The 18,929-nt window shown below is 68.5% G+C and carries 18 protein-coding genes; 7 read left to right on the top strand and 11 right to left on the bottom strand.

Translation table 11 applies throughout. From position 1 onward, the window contains the following. Both RJ03_RS28800 and RJ03_RS28795 read left to right on the top strand, forming a co-directional pair. A partial coding sequence (locus tag RJ03_RS28800) for a LuxR family transcriptional regulator (RefSeq protein ID WP_036508385.1) occupies positions 1–1,548 on the top strand: 1,548 nt, incomplete at its 5' end. Positions 1,549–1,676: 128 nt separating this feature from the next. Beyond that, a complete protein-coding gene (locus RJ03_RS28795; protein WP_036508382.1) occupies positions 1,677–2,708 on the top strand; it encodes an alpha/beta fold hydrolase in 1,032 nt (343 codons plus the stop codon). A 151-nt stretch (positions 2,709–2,859) separates the two neighbouring features. On the opposite strand, the gene RJ03_RS28790 is transcribed toward RJ03_RS28795, so the two are convergent. Next, entirely contained in the window at positions 2,860–3,501 is a 642-nt protein-coding gene (locus tag RJ03_RS28790) for a winged helix-turn-helix transcriptional regulator (protein WP_036508362.1), read from the bottom strand. Positions 3,502–3,632: 131 nt separating this feature from the next. On the opposite strand from RJ03_RS28790, the gene RJ03_RS28785 reads away from it, so the two are divergent. Then, positions 3,633–4,442, top strand: a complete 810-nt coding sequence (locus RJ03_RS28785) for a class I SAM-dependent methyltransferase (protein WP_051025365.1) — start codon at positions 3,633–3,635, stop codon at positions 4,440–4,442. A gap of 4 nt (positions 4,443–4,446) precedes the next feature. On the opposite strand, the gene RJ03_RS28780 is transcribed toward RJ03_RS28785, so the two are convergent. The 4 genes from RJ03_RS28780 to RJ03_RS28765 form a co-directional block, all read right to left on the bottom strand. Continuing rightward, positions 4,447–5,646: an RNA polymerase sigma factor gene (locus RJ03_RS28780; protein ID WP_036508360.1), complete on the bottom strand. Its 1,200-nt coding sequence runs from the start codon at positions 5,644–5,646 to the stop codon at positions 4,447–4,449. 4 nt (positions 5,647–5,650) lie between these two features. Further along, complete coding sequence (locus RJ03_RS28775) at positions 5,651–5,995, bottom strand: YciI family protein (protein ID WP_036508358.1); 345 nt, start codon at positions 5,993–5,995, stop codon at positions 5,651–5,653. A 10-nt stretch (positions 5,996–6,005) separates the two neighbouring features. Continuing rightward, on the bottom strand, positions 6,006–6,587 hold the full coding sequence (locus RJ03_RS28770; RefSeq protein WP_036508355.1) for a dihydrofolate reductase family protein: 582 nt from the start codon (positions 6,585–6,587) through the stop codon (positions 6,006–6,008). Positions 6,588–6,726: 139 nt separating this feature from the next. Then, positions 6,727–8,094 (bottom strand): DUF2254 domain-containing protein, encoded by a 1,368-nt coding sequence (locus RJ03_RS28765; protein ID WP_083871394.1) that lies wholly within the window; start codon positions 8,092–8,094, stop codon positions 6,727–6,729. A 192-nt stretch (positions 8,095–8,286) separates the two neighbouring features. Here RJ03_RS28765 and RJ03_RS28760 point away from each other — a divergent pair, with 192 nt between their 5' ends. The 4 genes from RJ03_RS28760 to RJ03_RS28745 all read left to right on the top strand — a co-directional run bounded on the left by RJ03_RS28760 (position 8,287) and on the right by RJ03_RS28745 (position 12,171). Next, a complete protein-coding gene (locus tag RJ03_RS28760) occupies positions 8,287–9,531 on the top strand; it encodes an MFS transporter (protein ID WP_036508353.1) in 1,245 nt (414 codons plus the stop codon). Positions 9,532–9,539: 8 nt separating this feature from the next. Beyond that, the gene (locus RJ03_RS28755) at positions 9,540–9,911 is read left to right on the top strand and encodes an ArsR/SmtB family transcription factor (protein ID WP_036508374.1); all 372 of its coding nucleotides are present in this window, start codon (positions 9,540–9,542) and stop codon (positions 9,909–9,911) included. 142 nt (positions 9,912–10,053) lie between these two features. Further along, positions 10,054–11,460 carry a hypothetical protein gene (locus RJ03_RS28750; RefSeq protein ID WP_051025364.1) on the top strand — a complete coding sequence of 469 codons (1,407 nt, stop codon included), beginning with the start codon at positions 10,054–10,056 and terminating at the stop codon, positions 11,458–11,460. A gap of 288 nt (positions 11,461–11,748) precedes the next feature. Then, positions 11,749–12,171 (top strand): DUF7144 family membrane protein, encoded by a 423-nt coding sequence (locus RJ03_RS28745; protein ID WP_036508350.1) that lies wholly within the window; start codon positions 11,749–11,751, stop codon positions 12,169–12,171. 278 nt (positions 12,172–12,449) lie between these two features. On the opposite strand, the gene RJ03_RS28740 is transcribed toward RJ03_RS28745, so the two are convergent. The 6 genes from RJ03_RS28740 to RJ03_RS28715 form a co-directional block, all read right to left on the bottom strand. Then, positions 12,450–14,063, bottom strand: coding sequence for a SulP family inorganic anion transporter (locus RJ03_RS28740; RefSeq protein WP_083871395.1), 1,614 nt, complete (start codon positions 14,061–14,063; stop codon positions 12,450–12,452). 2 nt (positions 14,064–14,065) lie between these two features. After that, the gene (locus RJ03_RS28735) at positions 14,066–15,901 is read right to left on the bottom strand and encodes a phosphoenolpyruvate carboxykinase (GTP) (protein WP_036508347.1); all 1,836 of its coding nucleotides are present in this window, start codon (positions 15,899–15,901) and stop codon (positions 14,066–14,068) included. Between the two features lie 107 nt (positions 15,902–16,008). Next, entirely contained in the window at positions 16,009–16,308 is a 300-nt protein-coding gene (locus tag RJ03_RS28730; RefSeq protein ID WP_036508345.1) for an ArsR/SmtB family transcription factor, read from the bottom strand. A gap of 131 nt (positions 16,309–16,439) precedes the next feature. Beyond that, positions 16,440–16,817, bottom strand: a complete 378-nt coding sequence (locus tag RJ03_RS28725; protein WP_036508342.1) for a VOC family protein — start codon at positions 16,815–16,817, stop codon at positions 16,440–16,442. A gap of 647 nt (positions 16,818–17,464) precedes the next feature. Beyond that, positions 17,465–18,163 (bottom strand): cutinase family protein, encoded by a 699-nt coding sequence (locus RJ03_RS28720; RefSeq protein ID WP_083871393.1) that lies wholly within the window; start codon positions 18,161–18,163, stop codon positions 17,465–17,467. Positions 18,164–18,365: 202 nt separating this feature from the next. Beyond that, a partial coding sequence (locus tag RJ03_RS28715; protein ID WP_036508339.1) for a PucR family transcriptional regulator occupies positions 18,366–18,929 on the bottom strand: 564 nt, incomplete at its 5' end.

Raw genomic sequence — 18,929 nt, 5'->3', positions numbered from 1 at the left:
GAAACACCGGCGGTGCGGGTGGGGCGACTGTTGCGCGCCGCCGAACTGGCAGTGGAATCCGGTGGGCGCGAAACGGTCGATCGGCTGCTGCGAGAAGCGGGACGCCAGGATCTCGACTCGCGCGGGCGCGCCTTGGCGACATGGCTGGTGAGCGGATTCGACGACGGCGTCGGCGAGGATCCGGCCCGCACCACCGAACTCGCGACACTGGCCGAAACCGTTGCGGCGGAAGGTGATCGGGACCTCGCGATGCGCATTCTGTGGGGAACCGCCATGCGCTGCTTCTGGTCCGAGCCCGGTCCGGACGCGCGCCGCGCGTTGCTGGCGGTCGCCGACGGCATGGGCCTGCCCGCCGGCGATCCACGGATCGTGGCGATCACCGCCTACGTGGCCCCTTTCGAGCGCGGGGCGACGGTCTTCGGCGAACTGCGCGCACTGGCCGGGCGAACCGGCGCCGATCCGGAGGTCGACCGCTACCTCGGCAGCGCGGCGCTGCAGATCGGCGCCTTCGCGCTGGCGGGCCGCTTCTCCGCCACGGCGATCACTGGCCTGCGGGAACAGGGCAGGCTCGGCCTGCTGACCAGGGCGCTGGCGGTGCGGGCCTGGAGTTGTGCGCGCACCGGCGATCTGGCGGGCGGTGCGGCGGCCGCGGCCGAGGCCGGGCGCCTCGGACCGGAAACCGGACAGCACTTCATGTACGGCCTCGCCGTCGCCGTCGCGGCCGAAATCGCCGCGCTGCGAGGCGATTTCGACGAGGCGGTGGCACGGGCGGAGGAGGCCGAACGGATCGGCGCGGCGGCAGGCGCGCGACCGGTGCTGGCGACCGTGCAACGGGCCCGCGCCCTCGTGGCACTCGGACAGGGCCGCTACGATGACGCGCTCGCCGATCTGCGCCGGATTCTCGACCCCGCCGATCCGGCCTATCAGCTCGCCCTGCGCGCCTACATCGTCGGCGATCTGGTCGAAGCCGCGGTGCGCGCCGGGCGCGCCGAGGAGGCGGAGGAGATCGTGCGCGAATTCGAGCAACAGGCGCCGCGCACTCCGTCGCCGGCCCTGCACGTCGGCCTGCGCTATGCCCGCGCTCTGCTCGCCTCGGCCGAGTCCGCGGAGGAGTTCTTCACCGCCGCACTCGACGCCGATCCGGACGGGTGGCCGCTCGAACGCGCCCGCGTCCAGCTCGCGTTCGGAGAGTGGTTGCGCCGGCAGCGGCGCATCGTCGAGTCGCGCGCACATCTGCGCACGGCCCGCGACACCTTCGACGCCCTGGGCGCGCGGCCGTGGGGTGAGCGGGCGCGCCGCGAACTGCGGGGTGCGGGGGAGACCAGCCCGCGCCGCGACCCCGACGCGCGCGACAGCCTGACCCCGCACGAACTGGGTATCGCGCAGCTGGCCGCCGAAGGGCTCACCAATCGCGAGATCGGGCAGCGACTGTATCTGTCGCATCGCACCGTCAGCACCCACCTGCACCGCATCTTCCCGAAACTCGGCGTCACCTCCCGCGCCGAACTGGCAGACGCGCTGCGCACCGCGGCGGATCCGGTGACGTAGTCCGGGTGCGATGACGTACGCACATACCGTCATCCGACGGGCGCGACCGCACACCCGTGCCGCCTACCGTTTGTTTCATCGAAGCCGTGGCAGCGGGCGCGGCGGACGAGGACACGGGAGACGAGCAGATGTTCACCAAGAAGCGGTTCGCGCAGATCATCGCGGCGGCGGCGGTAGTCGCGTCACTGGCGGCGTGCTCGTCGGGGACGGATGCGCAGGCTCCCGCCGCTCCGGCGAGCGCCGCGGGCGTCGGCGCCGGTGAACACACCGCCCTCGGCCCGATCAAGCACATCGACGCCGGTGTCCTCGACGCCGCCTACGTCGAATACGGTCCGGAGAACGGGCCTGCGGTGGTGCTGATCCACGGCTGGCCCTACGATCCGGCGAGCTATATCGACGTCGGCCCGCGGCTGGCCGCTCAGGGCTACCGGGTGATCGTGCCGTATCTGCGCGGCTACGGTCCGACGCGATTCCTGTCCCCGGACACCGCACGCAACGGCGAGCAGGCGGCGGTGGCGCACGACGTCATCGCGCTCATGGACGCCCTGCACATCGACAAGGCGGTCTTCGGTGGATACGACTGGGGCGCAAGGACTGCCGACGTGATCGCGGCGCTGTGGCCGCAACGGGTGAAGGCGCTGGTGGCCGTGAGCGGATATCTGATCACCGATGTCGCGGCCAATCAGCAGCCGCTCGCGCCGGCCGCGGAGGCCGGCTGGTGGTACCAGTACTACTTCGCCACCGACCGCGGCGTGCTCGGCTACCGCCGCAACGTCCACGACTTCGACAAGTACATCTGGAAGACCGCCTCGCCGAAGTGGAACTTCGACGACGCCACCTACGACCGCAGCGCCGCCTCGTTCGACAATCCCGACCATGTCGACGTCGTGATCTCCAACTACCGCTGGCGCCTGGGCCTGGTCCCGGGTGAACCGCAGTACGCCGCGGAGGAGACCACCCTCGCTCAGGGGCCGGCGATCACCGTGCCAACCGTCACCATCGGCAGCGACTTCGACGGCGCCAATGCCGACGGCAAGAGCTACCGCGCGAAGTTCACCGGCAAGTACGAGCACCGCATGCTCCCCGGGGTCGGCCACGACGTCCCGCAGGAAGCGCCCGCGGCCTTCGCGCAGGCAGTGATCGACGCCGATCATCTCTGAAATCCTCTCGCAGACAGCAGAACACCCGCGCCGCGATGATGCGGCGCGGGTGTTCGGGCGTGGTGTCAGGGCATTCGGCACGTTCCGTTCGGGTGCGCATCGATCCTGTGCGGTGCGGATGTGTGCGCCGGCGGTCCGGCCTGTGCGGCGGCTATGACTGTGCCGCGATGGGCCGCAGACGGGTGAGCACCTCACGGTCGCCGCGTGTGGTGAGGCCGATGCGCTGTGCCACCTCGAGATCGATGACGCCGGTGAGCAGGCCGAGGACCGCATTGGCAGGTCCGTCGAGGACCAGATCGGCGGCGTCGGTGCTGCCGACGCGGGTCTCGACGCGGCCCGCGCCGATGTCGACGACGGCGTGTACGTCGTCGACGACCAGCTGAATCACCACCGGTGCGGCCGCGGGGTGGGCGTCGGCGGTGAACCAGGTGGGTACGTAGGCCAGCCACTGCGGGAGGAATGTGTCCGTCGGGGCGACCGTATCCATGTACCTCAGCCCCCAGCGCCCGAGTGCGCGCAGTGCGGTTTCCAGTTCCCGCCCGGTCTCGGTGAGCCGGTAGAGCGCCGTCGCGACGGGCGGCGGCGCATCCTCGCGGTCGATCAGCCCGGCGTCCTCCAGTTCGCGGAGGCGGGTGGACAGCAGATTCGCGGCGATGCCGGGCAGCCCGTTCTTCAGGTCGGTGAATCGGCACGGCCCCTGGATCAGCAGTTCGCGCACGATCAGCAGGGTCCAGCGATCGCCGACCACATCCAGGGCGCGAGCGATCGAACAGTACTGGCCGTAGCTTCGCATGCGTCCACTGTATCGGTTCAAGTAGAGTTTTTGAATTTGTTAGTTGAAAAACTCTACTTCGCGGTTCTAGCATGAAAAAGGCAAGGTCGGTCGCCGAGTGGCCGGGAAGTCCTCTGTATCGGAGTAAGCGCATGACTCGCACCCAGATCCCCGCCCAGTACGCCACCGGCGCGGCCCGAACCGATATCGAACGGGCGCTGCTCGCCGCCGGCAAGGATCTCGACCACCTGCGGCTCGGCGATCTGGCGATGCTCGAGGACTTTCACACCAGCGGCCGCATCGCCACCGGCGAGCTGGCCGACCTTGTCGAAATAACCTCTGCCACAGAGGTTCTCGACGCCGGGACGGGCATCGGCGGCACCGCCCGATATCTGGCGGACCGATTCGGATGCCGGGTCACCGGCGTCGACATGGTGGAGGAGTACTGCGAGATCGCCGGCTGGCTCGACCGGCTCGTCGGCCTGGACGATCACATCGCCGTGCGGTGCGCCGATGTCACCGCACTGCCGTTCCCGGACGGCGCCTTCCAGGTCGTATTCAGCCAGCACGTCCAGATGAATATCGCCGACAAGGACGGCCTCTACCACGAAATGCGCCGGGTGCTGGTGCGTGGGGGACAGCTCGCACTCTGGGACATCACCGCCTCCGGCGCCGGTGAACCCGACTATCCGCTCCCGTGGGCCGACAGTCCCGGCTTCGGGCATCTCGTCACCCCCGCCGCCCTGCGCGCGACGATCGAGGCGACCGGATTCGCCGTCGAGCGGTGGGACGACCGCACCGACGAGGCCGTGGCCGTGATGCGCATGGTGCGGGAGCTGCCGCCGAGCCCGCTCGGCCTGCATGCCTTCGTACCGGACTTCGCTACGCGCGCAGCGCATCTCACCGACGCGCTGGCGGACGGGCGACTGCGGGCCATACGGGCGGTGGCACGGGCGCGGTGACCGGTCAACGCGTCAGCGCTGCACTGCGGGCGGCCAGGTAGTCGCGTTCGCGCTGGTTGTCGGTGAGGCGGGCGGCGGTTCCGAAGCTGCGTCGCGCCTCGTCCGCCCGGCCCAGGCGGGCGAGCAGATCCGCGCGGACGGCATGGAACAGGTAGTGCTCGGTCAGGTTCAGGCCGTCGACGAGAGTCAGCGCCGCCCCCGGCCCGTCGACCTCGGCTACCGCCACCGCTCGATGAAGGGCCACAACCGGATTCGGGTCGAGGCTCGTCAACCGGTCGTAGAGCGCGAGGATCTGCGTCCAGTCGGTGACCGCATCGGTGTGCGCGGCATTGATCGCGGCGAGCAACTGGTAGCGGCCGGGCCGGTTGCGGCGCAGGCAGGCGCGGACGATGGCCCGGCCCTCCGCGACCAGTGCGGCATCCCAGCGGCCGCGGTCCTGGTCGCCGAGCCGGACGAAAGTGCCGGACGCATCGGTGCGGGCGTCGCGGCGAGCGTGGGTGAGCAGCATGAGGGCGAGCAGGCCCGCAGCCTCCGGTTCGTCGGGCATCGACGCGACCAGCGCGCGGGTGAGCCGGACGGCCTCCTCGCACAGGTCCGCGCGCAGCAGCTCCGCACCCGACGAGGCGACATATCCCTCGTTGAAGATGAGAAACAGGGTGGCGAGAACGGAGTCGAGCCGTTCGGGCAGATCGGCCTCGCCGGGGACTCGGTAGGGGATGCGGGCGTCGCGAATCTTGGCCTTCGCGCGGGCCAGCCGCTGCGCCATCGTCGTCTCCCGGACCAGGAACGCGCGAGCGATTTCGGGGGTCGTCAGCCCGCCCAGCAGCCGCAAAGTGAGCGCGACCTGCGCGGGCCGGTTCAGCGCCGGATGGCAGCAGGTGAAGATCAGCCGGAGTCGCTCGTCGGGCACGGCGCTCTCCTGGATGTCGTCGGGCGGGGCGTGCACGATCGCCGCCTCGGCGTACTTGCCGGCCCTCGCCGATTCGCGGCGCAACTGGTCGATGGCTCGGCGCCGGGCGGTGGTGATGATCCAGCCGGCCGGACTCGGCGGCGGCCCGTCCTGCGGCCAGCGGTGCAACGCGACGGCGAAGGCGTCGGCGACCGCGTCCTCGGCCAGGTCGATATCGCCGAGCACGCGAATCAGCACGGCGACGGCCCGGCCGTATTCCGCACGGAAGACGGCGGCGATCTGCTCCGGTGTCATCGCGTCAGAACGGCGGAACGTCCTGGAACGGGCGGATTTCGATCGGCAACGTGGTGGCCGCCGCGGCCTTGCGTCCCCATGCCAGCGCCGCATCCAGATCGGGCGCGGTGATCACCCAGATCCCGCCGATATGTTCCTTGCCCTCCAGATAGGGCCCGTCGGTGATCAACCCGTCGGCTCGCACCACGGTCGCGCTGCCGGGCCCGTGCAGGCCGCCGGTGAACACCCACGACCCGCTGTCGCGCAGTTCCTCGTTGAGCCGGTGCAGGTCGGCCATGATCCGGTCCATGGTCTCGGCATCGGGCGCACCGGTGTCGGGTTGGTAGATCGAGAGCAGATACTCGGGCACGGCCCTCTCCTCAGCGCCGGGCGTAGCGAGCGATGATCACGCCCGTGGTGGTCGCGACGCTACCGAGGAGGCGAAATTCGGTCAACGGCGCGGCACCCTCGAACAACCTGGTCCCCGCACCGAGGGTGAGCGGGTGGATCACCAGCGTGTACCGATCGATCAACCCGGCGGCGTGCAGGCTGCGCACCAGGGCCGCACTGCCGATGATCGACAGATTCTTCCCGGGACGCGATTTCACGTCGCGCACGGTCCGAGTCGCGTCGCCGCGCAACAGGATCGAGTTCTGCCACGCGTCGACGTCCTCGAGGCCGGTCGATGCGACATACTTCGTCGCCGCGTTCATATGCGTGCTGTACGGATTGTCGTCGGCCCGCACCCACACGGTGGTGAAATCCTCCCAGGTGCGACGCCCGAACAGCATGTCGCCGGGCTCGGCCATATCTTTGCTCATCTCCCGAGTGAGCACGTCGTCGTGAAATCGCTGCCCCCAGCCGCCGAACGGGAACCCGCCCCGGGTGTCCTCGTCCGCGCGGCCCAGCCCCTGGACGACACCGTCGAGCGTGACATTCATCGTCACCGTAATCGTTCGCATCGCGCTGCTCCTCTCGATTCCGGGGACGCGCACGATCGCGACCCTCACCTCCCATACGAACGGCAACAGCCGAAATCGACATCGGGCGAAGAATTGTCGAACCGGTGGCGACCACACGATCTGAGCACCGCCGGCGCGGTCACGGTGCCGGATTCGATGCGGGCGTGGAGTGTCGCGGTCGAGTGGCGAGCGCTGAGCGTTCCGCCGAGATCTGGACGTGCAGGGCGTGGCATCGGCGCAGGACGTCGGCGCGGTCGGGTTCCTCCGGTGTGAGCGGGACCGCATGCTCGATCATCGTCGCCTGTTCGAGGATCACCCGGAGCCGATCGGGATCGGTGACCCGGTCGGCGATCTGTGCCAGCGCGTCGAGTTGGCGAATCATCACGGCCGGTTGTCCGGCACCGGCCTGGCGGATCTTCTCGAAGGCGCGCTGGACCAGTCGCTCGTAGCTGACCTGTGCGGCGAGCACCCGGATGTGACCGTCCTTGTCGCGGCGCACCGGATTCGGTTCCCAGGTGACCGCGATCCGCGACAGGCAGTCGCCGAGCCAGTCGATACACGTCAGCACCGTGAACGTGTCGTTGGTCGCGGAGGCGAGCGCGCGCAGTGCGATCTCGACGATCTGATCGACACCGAAGGACACGTCCTGCACCAGGCTGCGCATCGAGCCGGTGACGTGACCGCGGGAGAACTTCTTCTCGATCCCCTTCGCGGCCTGCGCCGGCCACACTCGCGCGATCACCTGCCCCTCGGTCACGAAATGGCCTGGGCGATAAGGCAAATGGATGACCGCATCCGCCTCGGCGGCCAGCCGGACCAGCCGCTCGTAGCGGATGTACTGCAGATATCCGCTGTTGGAGGTGCGCACCTCGCCGCCGGACCGGGCCAGCAGATCGCGAAGTTCACGCGCCGACGGACCGTGTTTCGTCCCGCTCGCGGTGGTGTCGGCGTTGGCGTCGACCGCGGTGCGCACTTCGCGTGCGATGTCGGCGACCACATTCGGCAATTGGATCTGCCCGCCGATGTGATTGATGAAGTAGATGAGCACCGCCAGATCGACCACCAGCGAACCGATCGACACCGTGGCGCTGATGTGCGGGACGAAATCCTCGCCGACCGACACCAGCGCCGCGATCGCGTAGACGAAGGTCGCGACGAAGGTGCCGAGGGTCAGCTGGGTGCCGCGGTCGCGGATGAAATTGCGCAGCATGCGCGGCCCGAACTGGGTGGAGGCCAGCGTCAGCGCCAGGATCGTGATCGAGAAGACGACACCGACCACGGTGATGATCGCGGCGGCGATGGAGGTCAGTACCTGGCGTGCCGCATCGGGCGTACCGCCCAGCACCCAGGTGGGCAGGTTCGTTCCACTGTGGTAGGCCGCGCGGTCGAGGGTGAAGGTCAGTGCGAACAGCGCGACCGCGGCCAGAACTTCCAGCGTCGGGACGAACCAGAGATTGGTGCGTAGCCGTTCCCGCCACCGGTCCGCCTCGAGCGAGATCCCGTGCACGCTGGACCTCCTTGCGCTCTCGCCGATGGCGACTCTCCGGCCTGTCGTCCCGAACCTACCTCCAGTTCTCGGCGGAGATCGAATTGTGGCGCGGCGCCATCGAACGGGAGGAGACAATAGGTTCGCAATTGCGCACCTATTGTCCTAAACTGGCGGTGTTCGATCCGTACCGCGGATTCCGGAGGTCCCGAAGTGCTGGAGGTCCTGCGGCACGACCGTTTCCGGCGCTTGTTCACCGCGCAGGTGGTGGCGCTGGTCGGGACCGGTCTGCTGACGGTCGCGCTGGGTTTGGCGGCCTACGATCTGGCCGGAACCGATGCCGGTGCGGTGCTGGGCACGGCACTGGCGATCAAGATGGTCGCCTATGTCTTCGTGGCGCCGGTGATCTCGGCGCTGACCGACCGGGTGCCGCGGCGGGTGCTGCTGGTGTCGGCCGATGTGGTCCGGCTGGTCATCGCATTGCTGTTGCCGCTGGTCACGCACGTCTGGCAGATCTATGTCCTGATCTTCGTGCTGCAGGCGGCCTCGGCCACGTTCACTCCGGCCTTCCAGGCGGTCATCCCGTCGATCCTGCCGGACGAGGAGGACTACACCCGCGGGCTGTCGCTCTCACGGCTGGCCTACGACCTGGAATCGCTGCTCAGTCCCGTCGTGGCGGCGGCACTGCTGACCGTGGTCGGCTACCACCTGCTGTTCGTCGGCACCGCAGCGGGTTTCGCGACCTCGGCGATCATGGTCGTGCGCACCACGCTGCCTCGATCGGTGCCGGCCGATCGGACCAGTTCGGTGTCCGCCCGAATCACCTCGGGCGCACGCCTGATGGCGGCGAGTCCGGTGCTGCGCGGGCTGCTGGCGATGAACGTCGCCGTCGCCGCGGCGACCGCGCTGGTCGTCGTCAACACTGTGGTCTACGTTCGCGGCCTGCTACACGGGCCAACGCCCGCGGTCGCGGTGGCGCTGGGCTGCTTCGGCGGTGGTTCGATGATCGTCGCGCTGGCGATTCCGCGGCTGCTCACCGGTATTCCCGATCGCCGCCTCATGTTGACCGGCTGCGCGATCCTGCCCGCGGGCCTCGCCGGCGCCGCGCTGCTCGCCGCGCTCGAGCCCGGACCGCGGGCGGGCTGGATGCTGCTGGTGGTGGCGTGGTCGATCATGGGCGCGGGCACCTCGCTGATCAACACGCCCTCGGCGCGACTGTTGCGCGCCCAATCCGACAGCAGCACCCGCACGGCCGTGTTCACCGCGCAATTCTCGCTCTCGCACGCCTGTTTCCTGGTGACCTATCCGATCGCCGGCTGGCTGGGCGCCGCCGCCGGACAAGCCTGGGCGGCGGTGACTTCGACGGTCCTGGCCGCGGTCGCCGCCGTGGTTGCCGCGGGGATGTGGCCGGTCCACGTATCGTCGGGTGCGCAGATGGCCCCAGCAGGAAGTCGGTGAACCAGCCCATGACCGGTGAGGAAACCCCCGCAGTCGACGCCCTGCCGCCCAGCCTGGTGCACCTCGTCGCACCCGACCCGGCCCGTCTCGAGGCCGCCACCTCGGTGTTCCGGATGCTCGCCGATCCGACTCGGCTGCACATCCTCTGGGTCCTCGCCGACGGCGAGGCCGACGTCACCGCCCTCACCGAGGCCTGCGGCGGCTCCCGCACCGCGGTCAGCCAGCACCTGGCGAAACTGCGCTTCACCGGCATGGTCGAGACCCGCCGCGAAGGCCGCCGCATCATCTACCGCATCCGCGACGGTCACCTCGCCCGCCTCGCCCGCGAAGGTCTCAACCTCGCCGACCACATCGTCACCGGCGAACTGCCGCACGAATAGCAGCGGCCGGGCGTAGCGGACAACGATCGGTCACGGAGCGGGATCGATCCGGGGACGGCGGTGAATGCGTTGTCCTTTCGAGGGCAACGGCGCCGAATCAGTTCTGGGCCGTGCCGATCGGCCCGGAAGGGTATGAGCCGTCATGTCCGCCGATGATCGAGATGCCCGCCCACCGGAGTCGAACGCGGAACTGTCCTCCGACGATCGTGCCGAACTCGAGCGATTGCGCGCCTATGTCGCGGCGCATCCACCGCATCCGTCTCGCCGGCACGCGTGGCGCTGGACCGGAGTCGTGCTGCTGCTGATCCTGACCGCGGTGCTGATCATCGGGTCGGTGACGACGCGGTTCGTGCGCAGCCAGATCTTCGATACCGACCGCTACGTCACCACCGTCGCACCGCTGGCGACCGATCCGGCGATCCAGAAGGAGTTGGCCGACAAGATCACCGACGCGATCGTCACTCGCGTCGACATCAAGGCGTACACGGCCGACGCGGTCGACGCGCTCACTCGCAACGCCGGGCAATTGTCGGATCGCCCCCGCGCGGTCGCGGCGCTCAACAGTCTGCCCGCGCTGGTTGCCGACCAGGCCGAGAACTACATCCACCAGGCCGCGACGGCCGTGGTGACCAGCGATCAATTCGTCGAGGCATGGGATACCGCCAACCGCCGCGCGCACGACGCGCTGGTCCACGTGGTCAAGGGGGAGACCCGGCCCGGGATCGAGGTCAGCGACGACGGCACCGTGAGCATCTCGCTGAAGCCGATCCTGGCGACGGTGCGCGAGCGCCTGGATGCCCGCGGAGTGAGCCTCGCCGACCGGATCCCGGACGTAGACGCGCAATTCGTCCTCTTCCACGCGACCGAGCTGCCCAAGTACCAGTCGTGGATGCGCACGCTCGATCGGTCGGCGAACATCCTGCCGTGGGTGGCATTGGCCACCGCGGCGGGCGCGGTGTGGCTGGCTCCCCGCGGGCTGCGGCTGCGGACCCTCGCGCTGGTCGGCGTCGCCGGCGCGGTCGCGATGGTGCTGCTGGCCATCGGGGTCGTGATCGCTCGCAGCATCTACCTCGATTCCGTTCCGCCCGATGCCTTGTCACCACCGGCCGCCAGCGCACTGTTCGACACCGTGATCCACCCGCTGCGGGTGTCGCTGCGCGCGGTCGCGGTCGTGAGCCTGGTCGTGGCCGCGGTGGGATATCTGGCAGGGTCGTCGCACTCGGCGCAGTCGGTGCGCTCCGGTTTCGGCCGGCTCATGGTCGCCGCCCGCGGCAGGCGTCGGCGCCCGCCCAATGTGGTCGAGACGTTCGTCGCGCACTATCGGACACCGCTGCGCCTCGCGGTACTGGCCGGCGCTGTGCTCGTCCTGGTGTTGTGGCCCTACGCCACCGGCCTGGTCGTGATCGGCATCGCGCTTGTCGCGGGGGCGCTGCTGCTGGTCATCGAAATTCTCGCGCGACCCGCGGCACCGGAAACCACTGCCGGTCCGGAAACCACTGCCTCACCGGAAACCACTGAGGGTCCGGAGCACTCGTCGACTGCCGGGTGACGCCGGAACCGGCAATTCGGTTACGTTTCGGGGTCGATCGACCGGTCCACCGGTTCGCGATTATCCGCGACGTTTTCCGCGACGAATCGTTAGATGCCCGGTTGGCTCGCCGAATTCGTCCATCGAGGGATGTACCAGGTCGGTGAGCGAACCGGGGCCATCATCCGCCGCGGCGGCTGGTCAGGAGGCAGCGCAGGGCCGCATGTCACAACCCACCAGGCCCGACGCATGTCGGTGCACGCCGGCGGATGGCCCGCCGGCGAGGTTCACGAAAAGGGGTGAGCCGTCGTGACGGCTACGGAACACGGAACACGGAACGGGCGATCCGACACCCGGCACGCGGTAGCGGCCGGTACGTCGCTGGCCGCGGCGGCCCTGTTGGCCGTCACCGGAGTGGTGTCCATCCTGCAAGGCATCTCGGCCATCGCGAAGGACGACGTCTACGTCTCCGGACCGGAATACATCTACAAGTTCGACATCAGCGGATGGGGGTGGATCCACCTCATCCTGGGCATCCTGATGGTGGCGGCGGCCGCCGGGCTGTTCACCCGTTCGACGTGGGGACAGATGCTGGCGATCGCGCTACTGGGTTTTTCCATCATCGCCAATTTCCTGTGGCTGCCGCACTATCCGTGGTGGTCGATACTGGTCATCGCCCTCGACATCGTGGTGATCTGGGCGATCGCCACGTGGGATCCGCACCGAATCTGACATCTCGCGCCGGCCGGACCGCGTCTCGGGGACGCGGTCCGGCCGCCGCGCCGTCATCTGCAGCCACCGCATCGGCGCGTCGAATTCGTCGCTTCCGTATCGGCCGCGTAGCGCCTCGGCCGCGATCGCGGTCGCTGTTCGAAGCCGGCTTCGGCGAGCTCACCGCGAATCCGATCGGTGTCGAAGTATCCGTGGGGCGTGCGGCGGAAGAATTCGACGCGCGCCCGCCCCGCTGCCGGGCGAGATCACCGCAGCGCCGGTACCTTTCGGCTCGGCGATCACATGGCGCGGGCGTACGCGAGGGCGTCGGGCGTCTGCTCGAAGATCCGCGTCTCTCCGCCCGCGGGCAGGGCCCCGAGCATCGCGAGCCGGCGGCGGTGGTCGTCGCGCAGGCCCGACATCAGGACCGTGATGTGGCGGTGCTGCAGTTTCGTGACGGCGTCCTTGAGCACCAGTGCGCCGGTGGTGTCGAGTGCGGTGACATGCGACATACGCAGCACCACCACGTGGACGTCGGCGACCTCGGACAACTCCAGCAGGAAGCGGTGCGCGGCCGCGAAGAACAACGGCCCGTCGATGCGGTAGGCGACGATGCGGTCGTGGAGGAGGTCGTGTTCCTCGGTGAGGTGATCGGTCTCGTCGAGCGGAACCTGGTGCAGCCGAGCCTCTTTCGCTACCGAACGCAGGGCGAGCACGACGGCGATCGCGACGCCGGCACCGACCGCGGTCACCAGGTCCAGGGCGACCGTCACCAGGAATGTCGCGGCCATGACGAGTGCGTCGCCGCGGGAGGCGCGTGCGATGGCGGTCAGGGACGCGGTTTCGACCATGCGAACCGTCGTGGCCAGCAGCACACCGGCCAGCGCGGCGACCGGAATATCGGCGACCAGTGGTGCGGCCGGATAGATGATCGCGGCCAGGACCACCGCATGCGTCAGCGCGGCCAGCCGGGTGCGGGCGCCGGAGCGGACATTGACGGCGGTGCGAGCGATCGCGCCGGTTGCGGGCACCCCGCCGAACAGCGGTGCGGCGATATTGGCCAAACCCTGTCCGAACAGTTCGCGGTCGGGATCGTGGCGCGTGCCGACGGCCATGGCGTCCGCGGCGGTCGCCGACAGCAGTGATTCGAGGGCACCCAGTGCGGCGACCGCCAGCGCCGGCGCCACCAGCGATCCGAGGCTGCCCCAATCGAGGAAGTCCAGGGTCGGTGCGCTCAGCCCCGCAGGCAGGGCGCCGATGGCCGCGGTGTGGATATCGAAGACCGCGACCACGACGGTCGCGCCGGCGACGGCCAGCAACGCGAAGGGCAGCTTCGGCAGGAACCGACCGCCCACCAGCATCACCGCGGCCACCGCCACGGCGATCGCGACCGGCGCGAGATGCGGATGCGAAATATATTGGCGCACAGCATCATAGGCCGACTGCCACACCTTGTCCCCGTGCGCGTGCGCGATTCCCAGGGCGTTGGGGAACTGCTGCAACGCGATCACCACGGCGATGCCGGCGGTGAAGCCCTCGATCACCGGGGCCGGCATGTATCGCACCGCACGCCCGGCCCCGGCGACCGCGAGCGCCACCAGCACGATGCCGGCCATCAGGCCCACGGCCAGCACCCCGCCCCCGCCGTGCTGGTGGACGATCGGAACCAGCACGACGGTCATCGCCCCGGTCGGTCCCGACACCTGGAAACGGGAGCCGCCGAATATCGCGGCCACGATGCCCGCGACGACCGCGGTGGTCAATCCGGCCGCGGCGCCGAGTCCCGAGCTGATGCCGAAGCCCAGTGCCAGCGGCAGCGCCACCAGAGCGACGATCAGCCCCGACAACAGATCCGCGCCCGGGGCGACCACCGCCGGCCGCCAATCGGACCAGCGGGGGAGCAGTGCGGCGATATTCACAACCGTGCCGCCAGACGCAGTTTCAGCGCGGCGAGCTGTTCCCGCAACGATTCGGGCAGTCGATTGCCGCCGATGGTGGCGTACCAGTGGTCGATGTCGGCCACCTCGGCCACCCACTCGTCGATGTCGACCGCGAGCGAGGCTGCAGCCCGGGCGCGCTGCCTGTCGTCGAGACCGGTGAGATCGAGCGCCTCGGCGTCCGGCACGTAGCCGATCGGCGTCTCGATGGCCTCGGCGGTGCCGTCGAGACGGTCCAGTGCCCACTTCAGCACGCGCACGTTGTCGCCGAACCCGGGCCACAGGAATTCGCCTTCCGGACTGCGGCGAAACCAGTTGACCTGGAAGATCTTCGGCAGTTTCGCCGGGTCGGCGGCGGCGCCGAGCCGGAGCCAGTGGGCGAAGTAGTCACCGACGTGATAGCCGAGGAACGGCAGCATCGCCATCGGATCGCGCCGCACGACACCGACCGTCCCGGCCGCGGCGGCGGTGGTCTCCGAGGACAGCACCGAGGCGGTGAATACGCCGTGCGCCCAGTCGAAGGTTTCGGTGACCAGGGGGACGGTGGTCGCGCGGCGGCCGCCGAAGAAGATCGCCGAAATGGGCACGCCGTTCGGATCGTCCCATTCCGGAGCCACCGACGGACACTGCCGAATAGGCGTGCAGTACCGCGAATTCGGATGCGCGGCGGGCGTTCCCGATTCTGGCGTCCAGTCCTTGCCGTGCCAGTCGACGAGATGGGCGGGCGCCTCGGCGGTCAATCCCTCCCACCACACGTCCCCGTCGTCGGTGCGGGCGGTGTTGGTGAAGATCGAATTGCCCTTCGCGATGGTGGCGATCGCGTTGGGGTTGGTCGTGGCGCCGGTGCCGGGGGCGACTCCGAAGAATCCGGCCTCGGGATTGACCGCGTAGAGCCGGCCGTCGGCGCCGAAGCGCAGCCACGCGATATCGTCGCCGACCGTCTCGGCGGTCCAGCCGTCGAGCGCGGGTTCGAGCATGGCCAGGTTCGTCTTGCCGCACGACGACGGGAACGCGGCGGCGACGTAGTGCGTCTTCCCTTGTGGGGAAGTCAGTTTCAGGATCAGCATGTGTTCGGCCAGCCAACCTTCGTCCCGGCCGAGCACCGAGGCGATGCGCAGTGCGAAACACTTCTTGCCCAGCAGAGCGTTGCCGCCGTAGCCGGATCCGTAGCTCCAGATCTCGCGCCGCTCGGGAAAGTGCGAGATGTATTTGGTGGTATCGCACGGCCACGCGGCATCCGGCTCACCGGCGCCCAGCGGTGCCCCGACCGAATGCAGGCACTTGACGAAGTCCGTTGCGGCAGTGAGCTTTTCCCATACGGCGTCGCCGGACCGTGTCATGATCTGCATCGACACCGCCACGTATTCCGAATCGGTGATCTGCACACCGAATTTGGGATCATCCGCATCCAGCGGCCCCATGCAGAACGCGATGACATACATGGTTCGACCGGCCATCGCGCCGCGATAGTGCTCGGTCATCACCGTGCGCATATCCACCGGGTCGACCCAGTTGTTGGTCGGGCCGGCGTCGGTCTCGCGTTCGGAGCAGATGAACGTGCGATCCTCCACCCGTGCGACGTCCTCGGGATCGGAGACGCACCAGAACGAGTTCGGCTTCCCGGTCAGCGGAACGAAGGTGCCCTTCTCGACCAATCGTCCGGTCAGCCGATCCCACTCCGCGCGGGAGCCGTCGCACAGGACGATGTGCTCGGGGGCCGTCAGCTCGGCCACCTCGGCGATCCACGCCAGAACGCTCTCGTGAGCCACCGGAACTTCGTCGAGCCATGCGATGACACGTGAACTGTCGGACACGAGACCTGCCTCCTTGATAAAGCTGCAATGTAGTTAGTTTAGAAAACCTGCAATCAGTGCCGGTATCCGGGGTCGGCGTCGATGTTCCGGCTGCTACTGCTGGATCGTCAGGCGGGCTCTTCCAGCGCCTCGGCTTGGCCCGCGACCACGCCGGTCAGGATCGCTCGTGCGACCGCCAGCAATTCCGCGACCTGCGGTGAGGTGAGTTCGTAGGTGACCGACAGTCCCTCGCGCCGGGCCACGACCAGGCCGGCTCGGCGCAGAATCGCGAGCTGCTGCGACAGATTCGCCGGTTCGATACCGATTTCGGCCAGCATCTCGGAGACCGCGTGTTCGCGCTCGCTGAGCAGTTCGAGCACGCGAATCCGGATCGGATGTCCCAGTGTTTTGAAGAACTCCGCTTTCATCTGATAGAGGGGCCTGCTGAGTCCGGGCACGCAATCACTCCCTATGGTCCGCGGCCGCACGGCCTGCCCCGTCGCTCTTGATTGCAAAGTTTAGCAAGCAAGGAAAGTGCCGAGTTGCTTGCGCCCACCGATCAGCCGGGCAGCCGCCACGGCGGATTGCGCCTGTTCCCGGCGGCGTGGAACAAGCACAGCCGGTGGCCGTCGGGGTCACGTAATCGGGCCTCGCGCCACAGCCACGGCATATCGGCGGGGGGTTGATCGAATGCGATGCCGGCGTCGGACAGGCGCCGATATTCGCCGTCGAGGTCGTCGGTCTCGAAATACAGGGTGATCTCCTCGCCGGCCGGGACGGCGTCGACGCGGTCGACCGAGAAGGTGCTCTCACCGGCGGGACATTCGAACCGCAGATAGTGATCGTTCTCGACGATCAGTCGCAGGCCGAGCAGCCGGTAGAAACGCTCGGAGCGATCGAGGTTCGTGCTGCCGACGGTGACCTGGTTCAAGCGCATACCGTCCAGTGTCGCCGCTTGGTCGCCGGATCGGCCAGCCCTGCTCGGGAGAGCGGCGGTGGGCGAGTGCGGGTAGGTCTGCACTGGACCGCGGCCGTACCGGCGTACTTCACGAGTGCCGCCGGGGCGGTCACTTCGTGCCCCCCGATCGACTGCTCGAAACGGTTTGTCATGCAAACATTTCCGGCTCGACGTGGAAGTGGTTGTTTCCGAGCGGTTTTGTCGGCTACCGTCCCGGGCCCTCGGCGGTCGATGGGGATGCTGGTGATCGAATGTCCAACTGCCGTCCGGTCGTTTCCGCGATGCGGCGTGAAACCTGCCCTGACCGGCGAGGGGCAGAAGATGTTAATTCCCGGATCTGCCGGGTATGACGAAATACGCAGTCCGCAAGTGTTACCGAAAGGAGGAACCCGATGATTATCGGTGATTTGTCTCAGGTCGTGAACATGGTCGTGGACTGGTTCGATCAGATGCGCGGCGTGATCGGCATCTGACTCCGGTCCCTCACCCACCCGCCGAACCGCACGGGATGCGGTTGGGCGGGTGGTTCTATCTGAAAGCTTTCCAGCACATCACCCTTTTCGGATTCTGCGACGTTTTCCTGACGGTCTTAACACCTTTCGCTCATCGCAGAGGGGCGGCGTTCATCACAGATGTGCAACAGCGAGGTCCGCCGCCTCGCCCGCCTTGGCGGTGTAGCTGGTCCGGTGCACTTTCCAACTCGTGCCCTTCGGGTCGCAGACCGGGTCGTTCGCGGTGCAGGTGTCGTAGGTGCGGCTCGCGTAGGGGCCGGTGACGCTGTGACCGATGCCGCGAATGGGATTGCCGAACAACAGGATCGCGGCGATCTTCGAAGCCACCGACGCGGGCAGGGTGGCAACGATCGGCCCGCCGACCTTCGCGCCCACACTGCTGACGCCGATCGAATTGTCGACCACGTTCGCGCCTTGCGAGTACCCGACCAGGACGAAGCGCTGATTCGGGCAGGCCTTCGCCGCGTCGGTCACATGTTTCACCAGGTCGCGATTGCCCTGCTGCACCGACGACGGTTCGACCAGGCTCGCCGGGTACTCGACGCGATAGGCGCTGTGCGAGCTCGACAAGCGCTGTGCGAGTGCGTGATACACCGGGTTGCCGACGACCGCGCCGAGACCGGGATCGGCGCCGAGCGGTTCGCCGGTGCCGCGAGCGACGACGACGTCGACATCGGCGCAGGCCGTCTGCGCCGCCGCGGGGGTGGCCGCCGAGATCCCGGCCACCGCGAAGGTAGCGGCGATCGACGCGACTGTGGAGGCCGCAGCTATCTCGCGGACGTGGCGCGGCCACTTCCTGTCGAACAGTGCCATCTGCAAGTCTCCTCTGCTGATCGACCCGGTACCTGAGCGGTACCGATGCTGGTCAGACGCTAGAACCGCGAACGAGGTCAGGAGAGCCGAGGAGACGGTCTCCGTGATTGTCACCAAGGCCCTCCGGCATCGCTGGTCGGGTGCACAGGGGGCCGCAACTACCGAGCAGCCGGGCCCGCACGGCCGTGGCGCCGGCGACGTCTCAGTCTCGGTGCGGCCGGACGCTGTGCACGACCAGCGCGGACCGCAGGTACCACAGGTCCGGATAGCGGTGCGCGTGGAAGCCGGTGAGTTCGGCGATGCGTCGCAGCCGGTAGTCGACGGTGTTGGGGTGCAGGTTCAGCGTCTTCCCGGTGCGGCGCCGGTTGAGGCCGGCGGCGATATGGCAGCGCAACGTCGCCAGCAGGTCGGGGTGCCCGTCGAGCGGTGCGAGCAGAGCCCGCAGATGCGCCAGCGCCGGTCCGGGACGGGTGAGCTGGTATTCCAGTGCGAGCTCGTCGAATCCGTACAGCCCGCAGGGCAGCTCCAGCCGCTGCACGATATCCAGAAGTTCGTGTGCCCGCTCGGCGGCGTCGGCGATGTCGGTGATCGATGCCTCCACCACCGTGGCGGCGATCGAAAGATGTGCTGCCCGACCGATTTCGGCGACCAGGTGCTCGACACCGGTGGCGGCCACCTCCGCTGCCGGAAACAGAACCGTGCCGCCGGTCGCCGACAACGTCGACAGCGTCGCGCCGCCGGCCCGTTCCGCCAGTGCGTGCCGAAG

It is taken from the genome of Nocardia aobensis NBRC 100429 (assembly GCF_000308375.1).
Taxonomy (GTDB): domain Bacteria; phylum Actinomycetota; class Actinomycetes; order Mycobacteriales; family Mycobacteriaceae; genus Nocardia; species Nocardia aobensis.
This window is presented reverse-complemented; position numbering and strand designations above follow the sequence as displayed.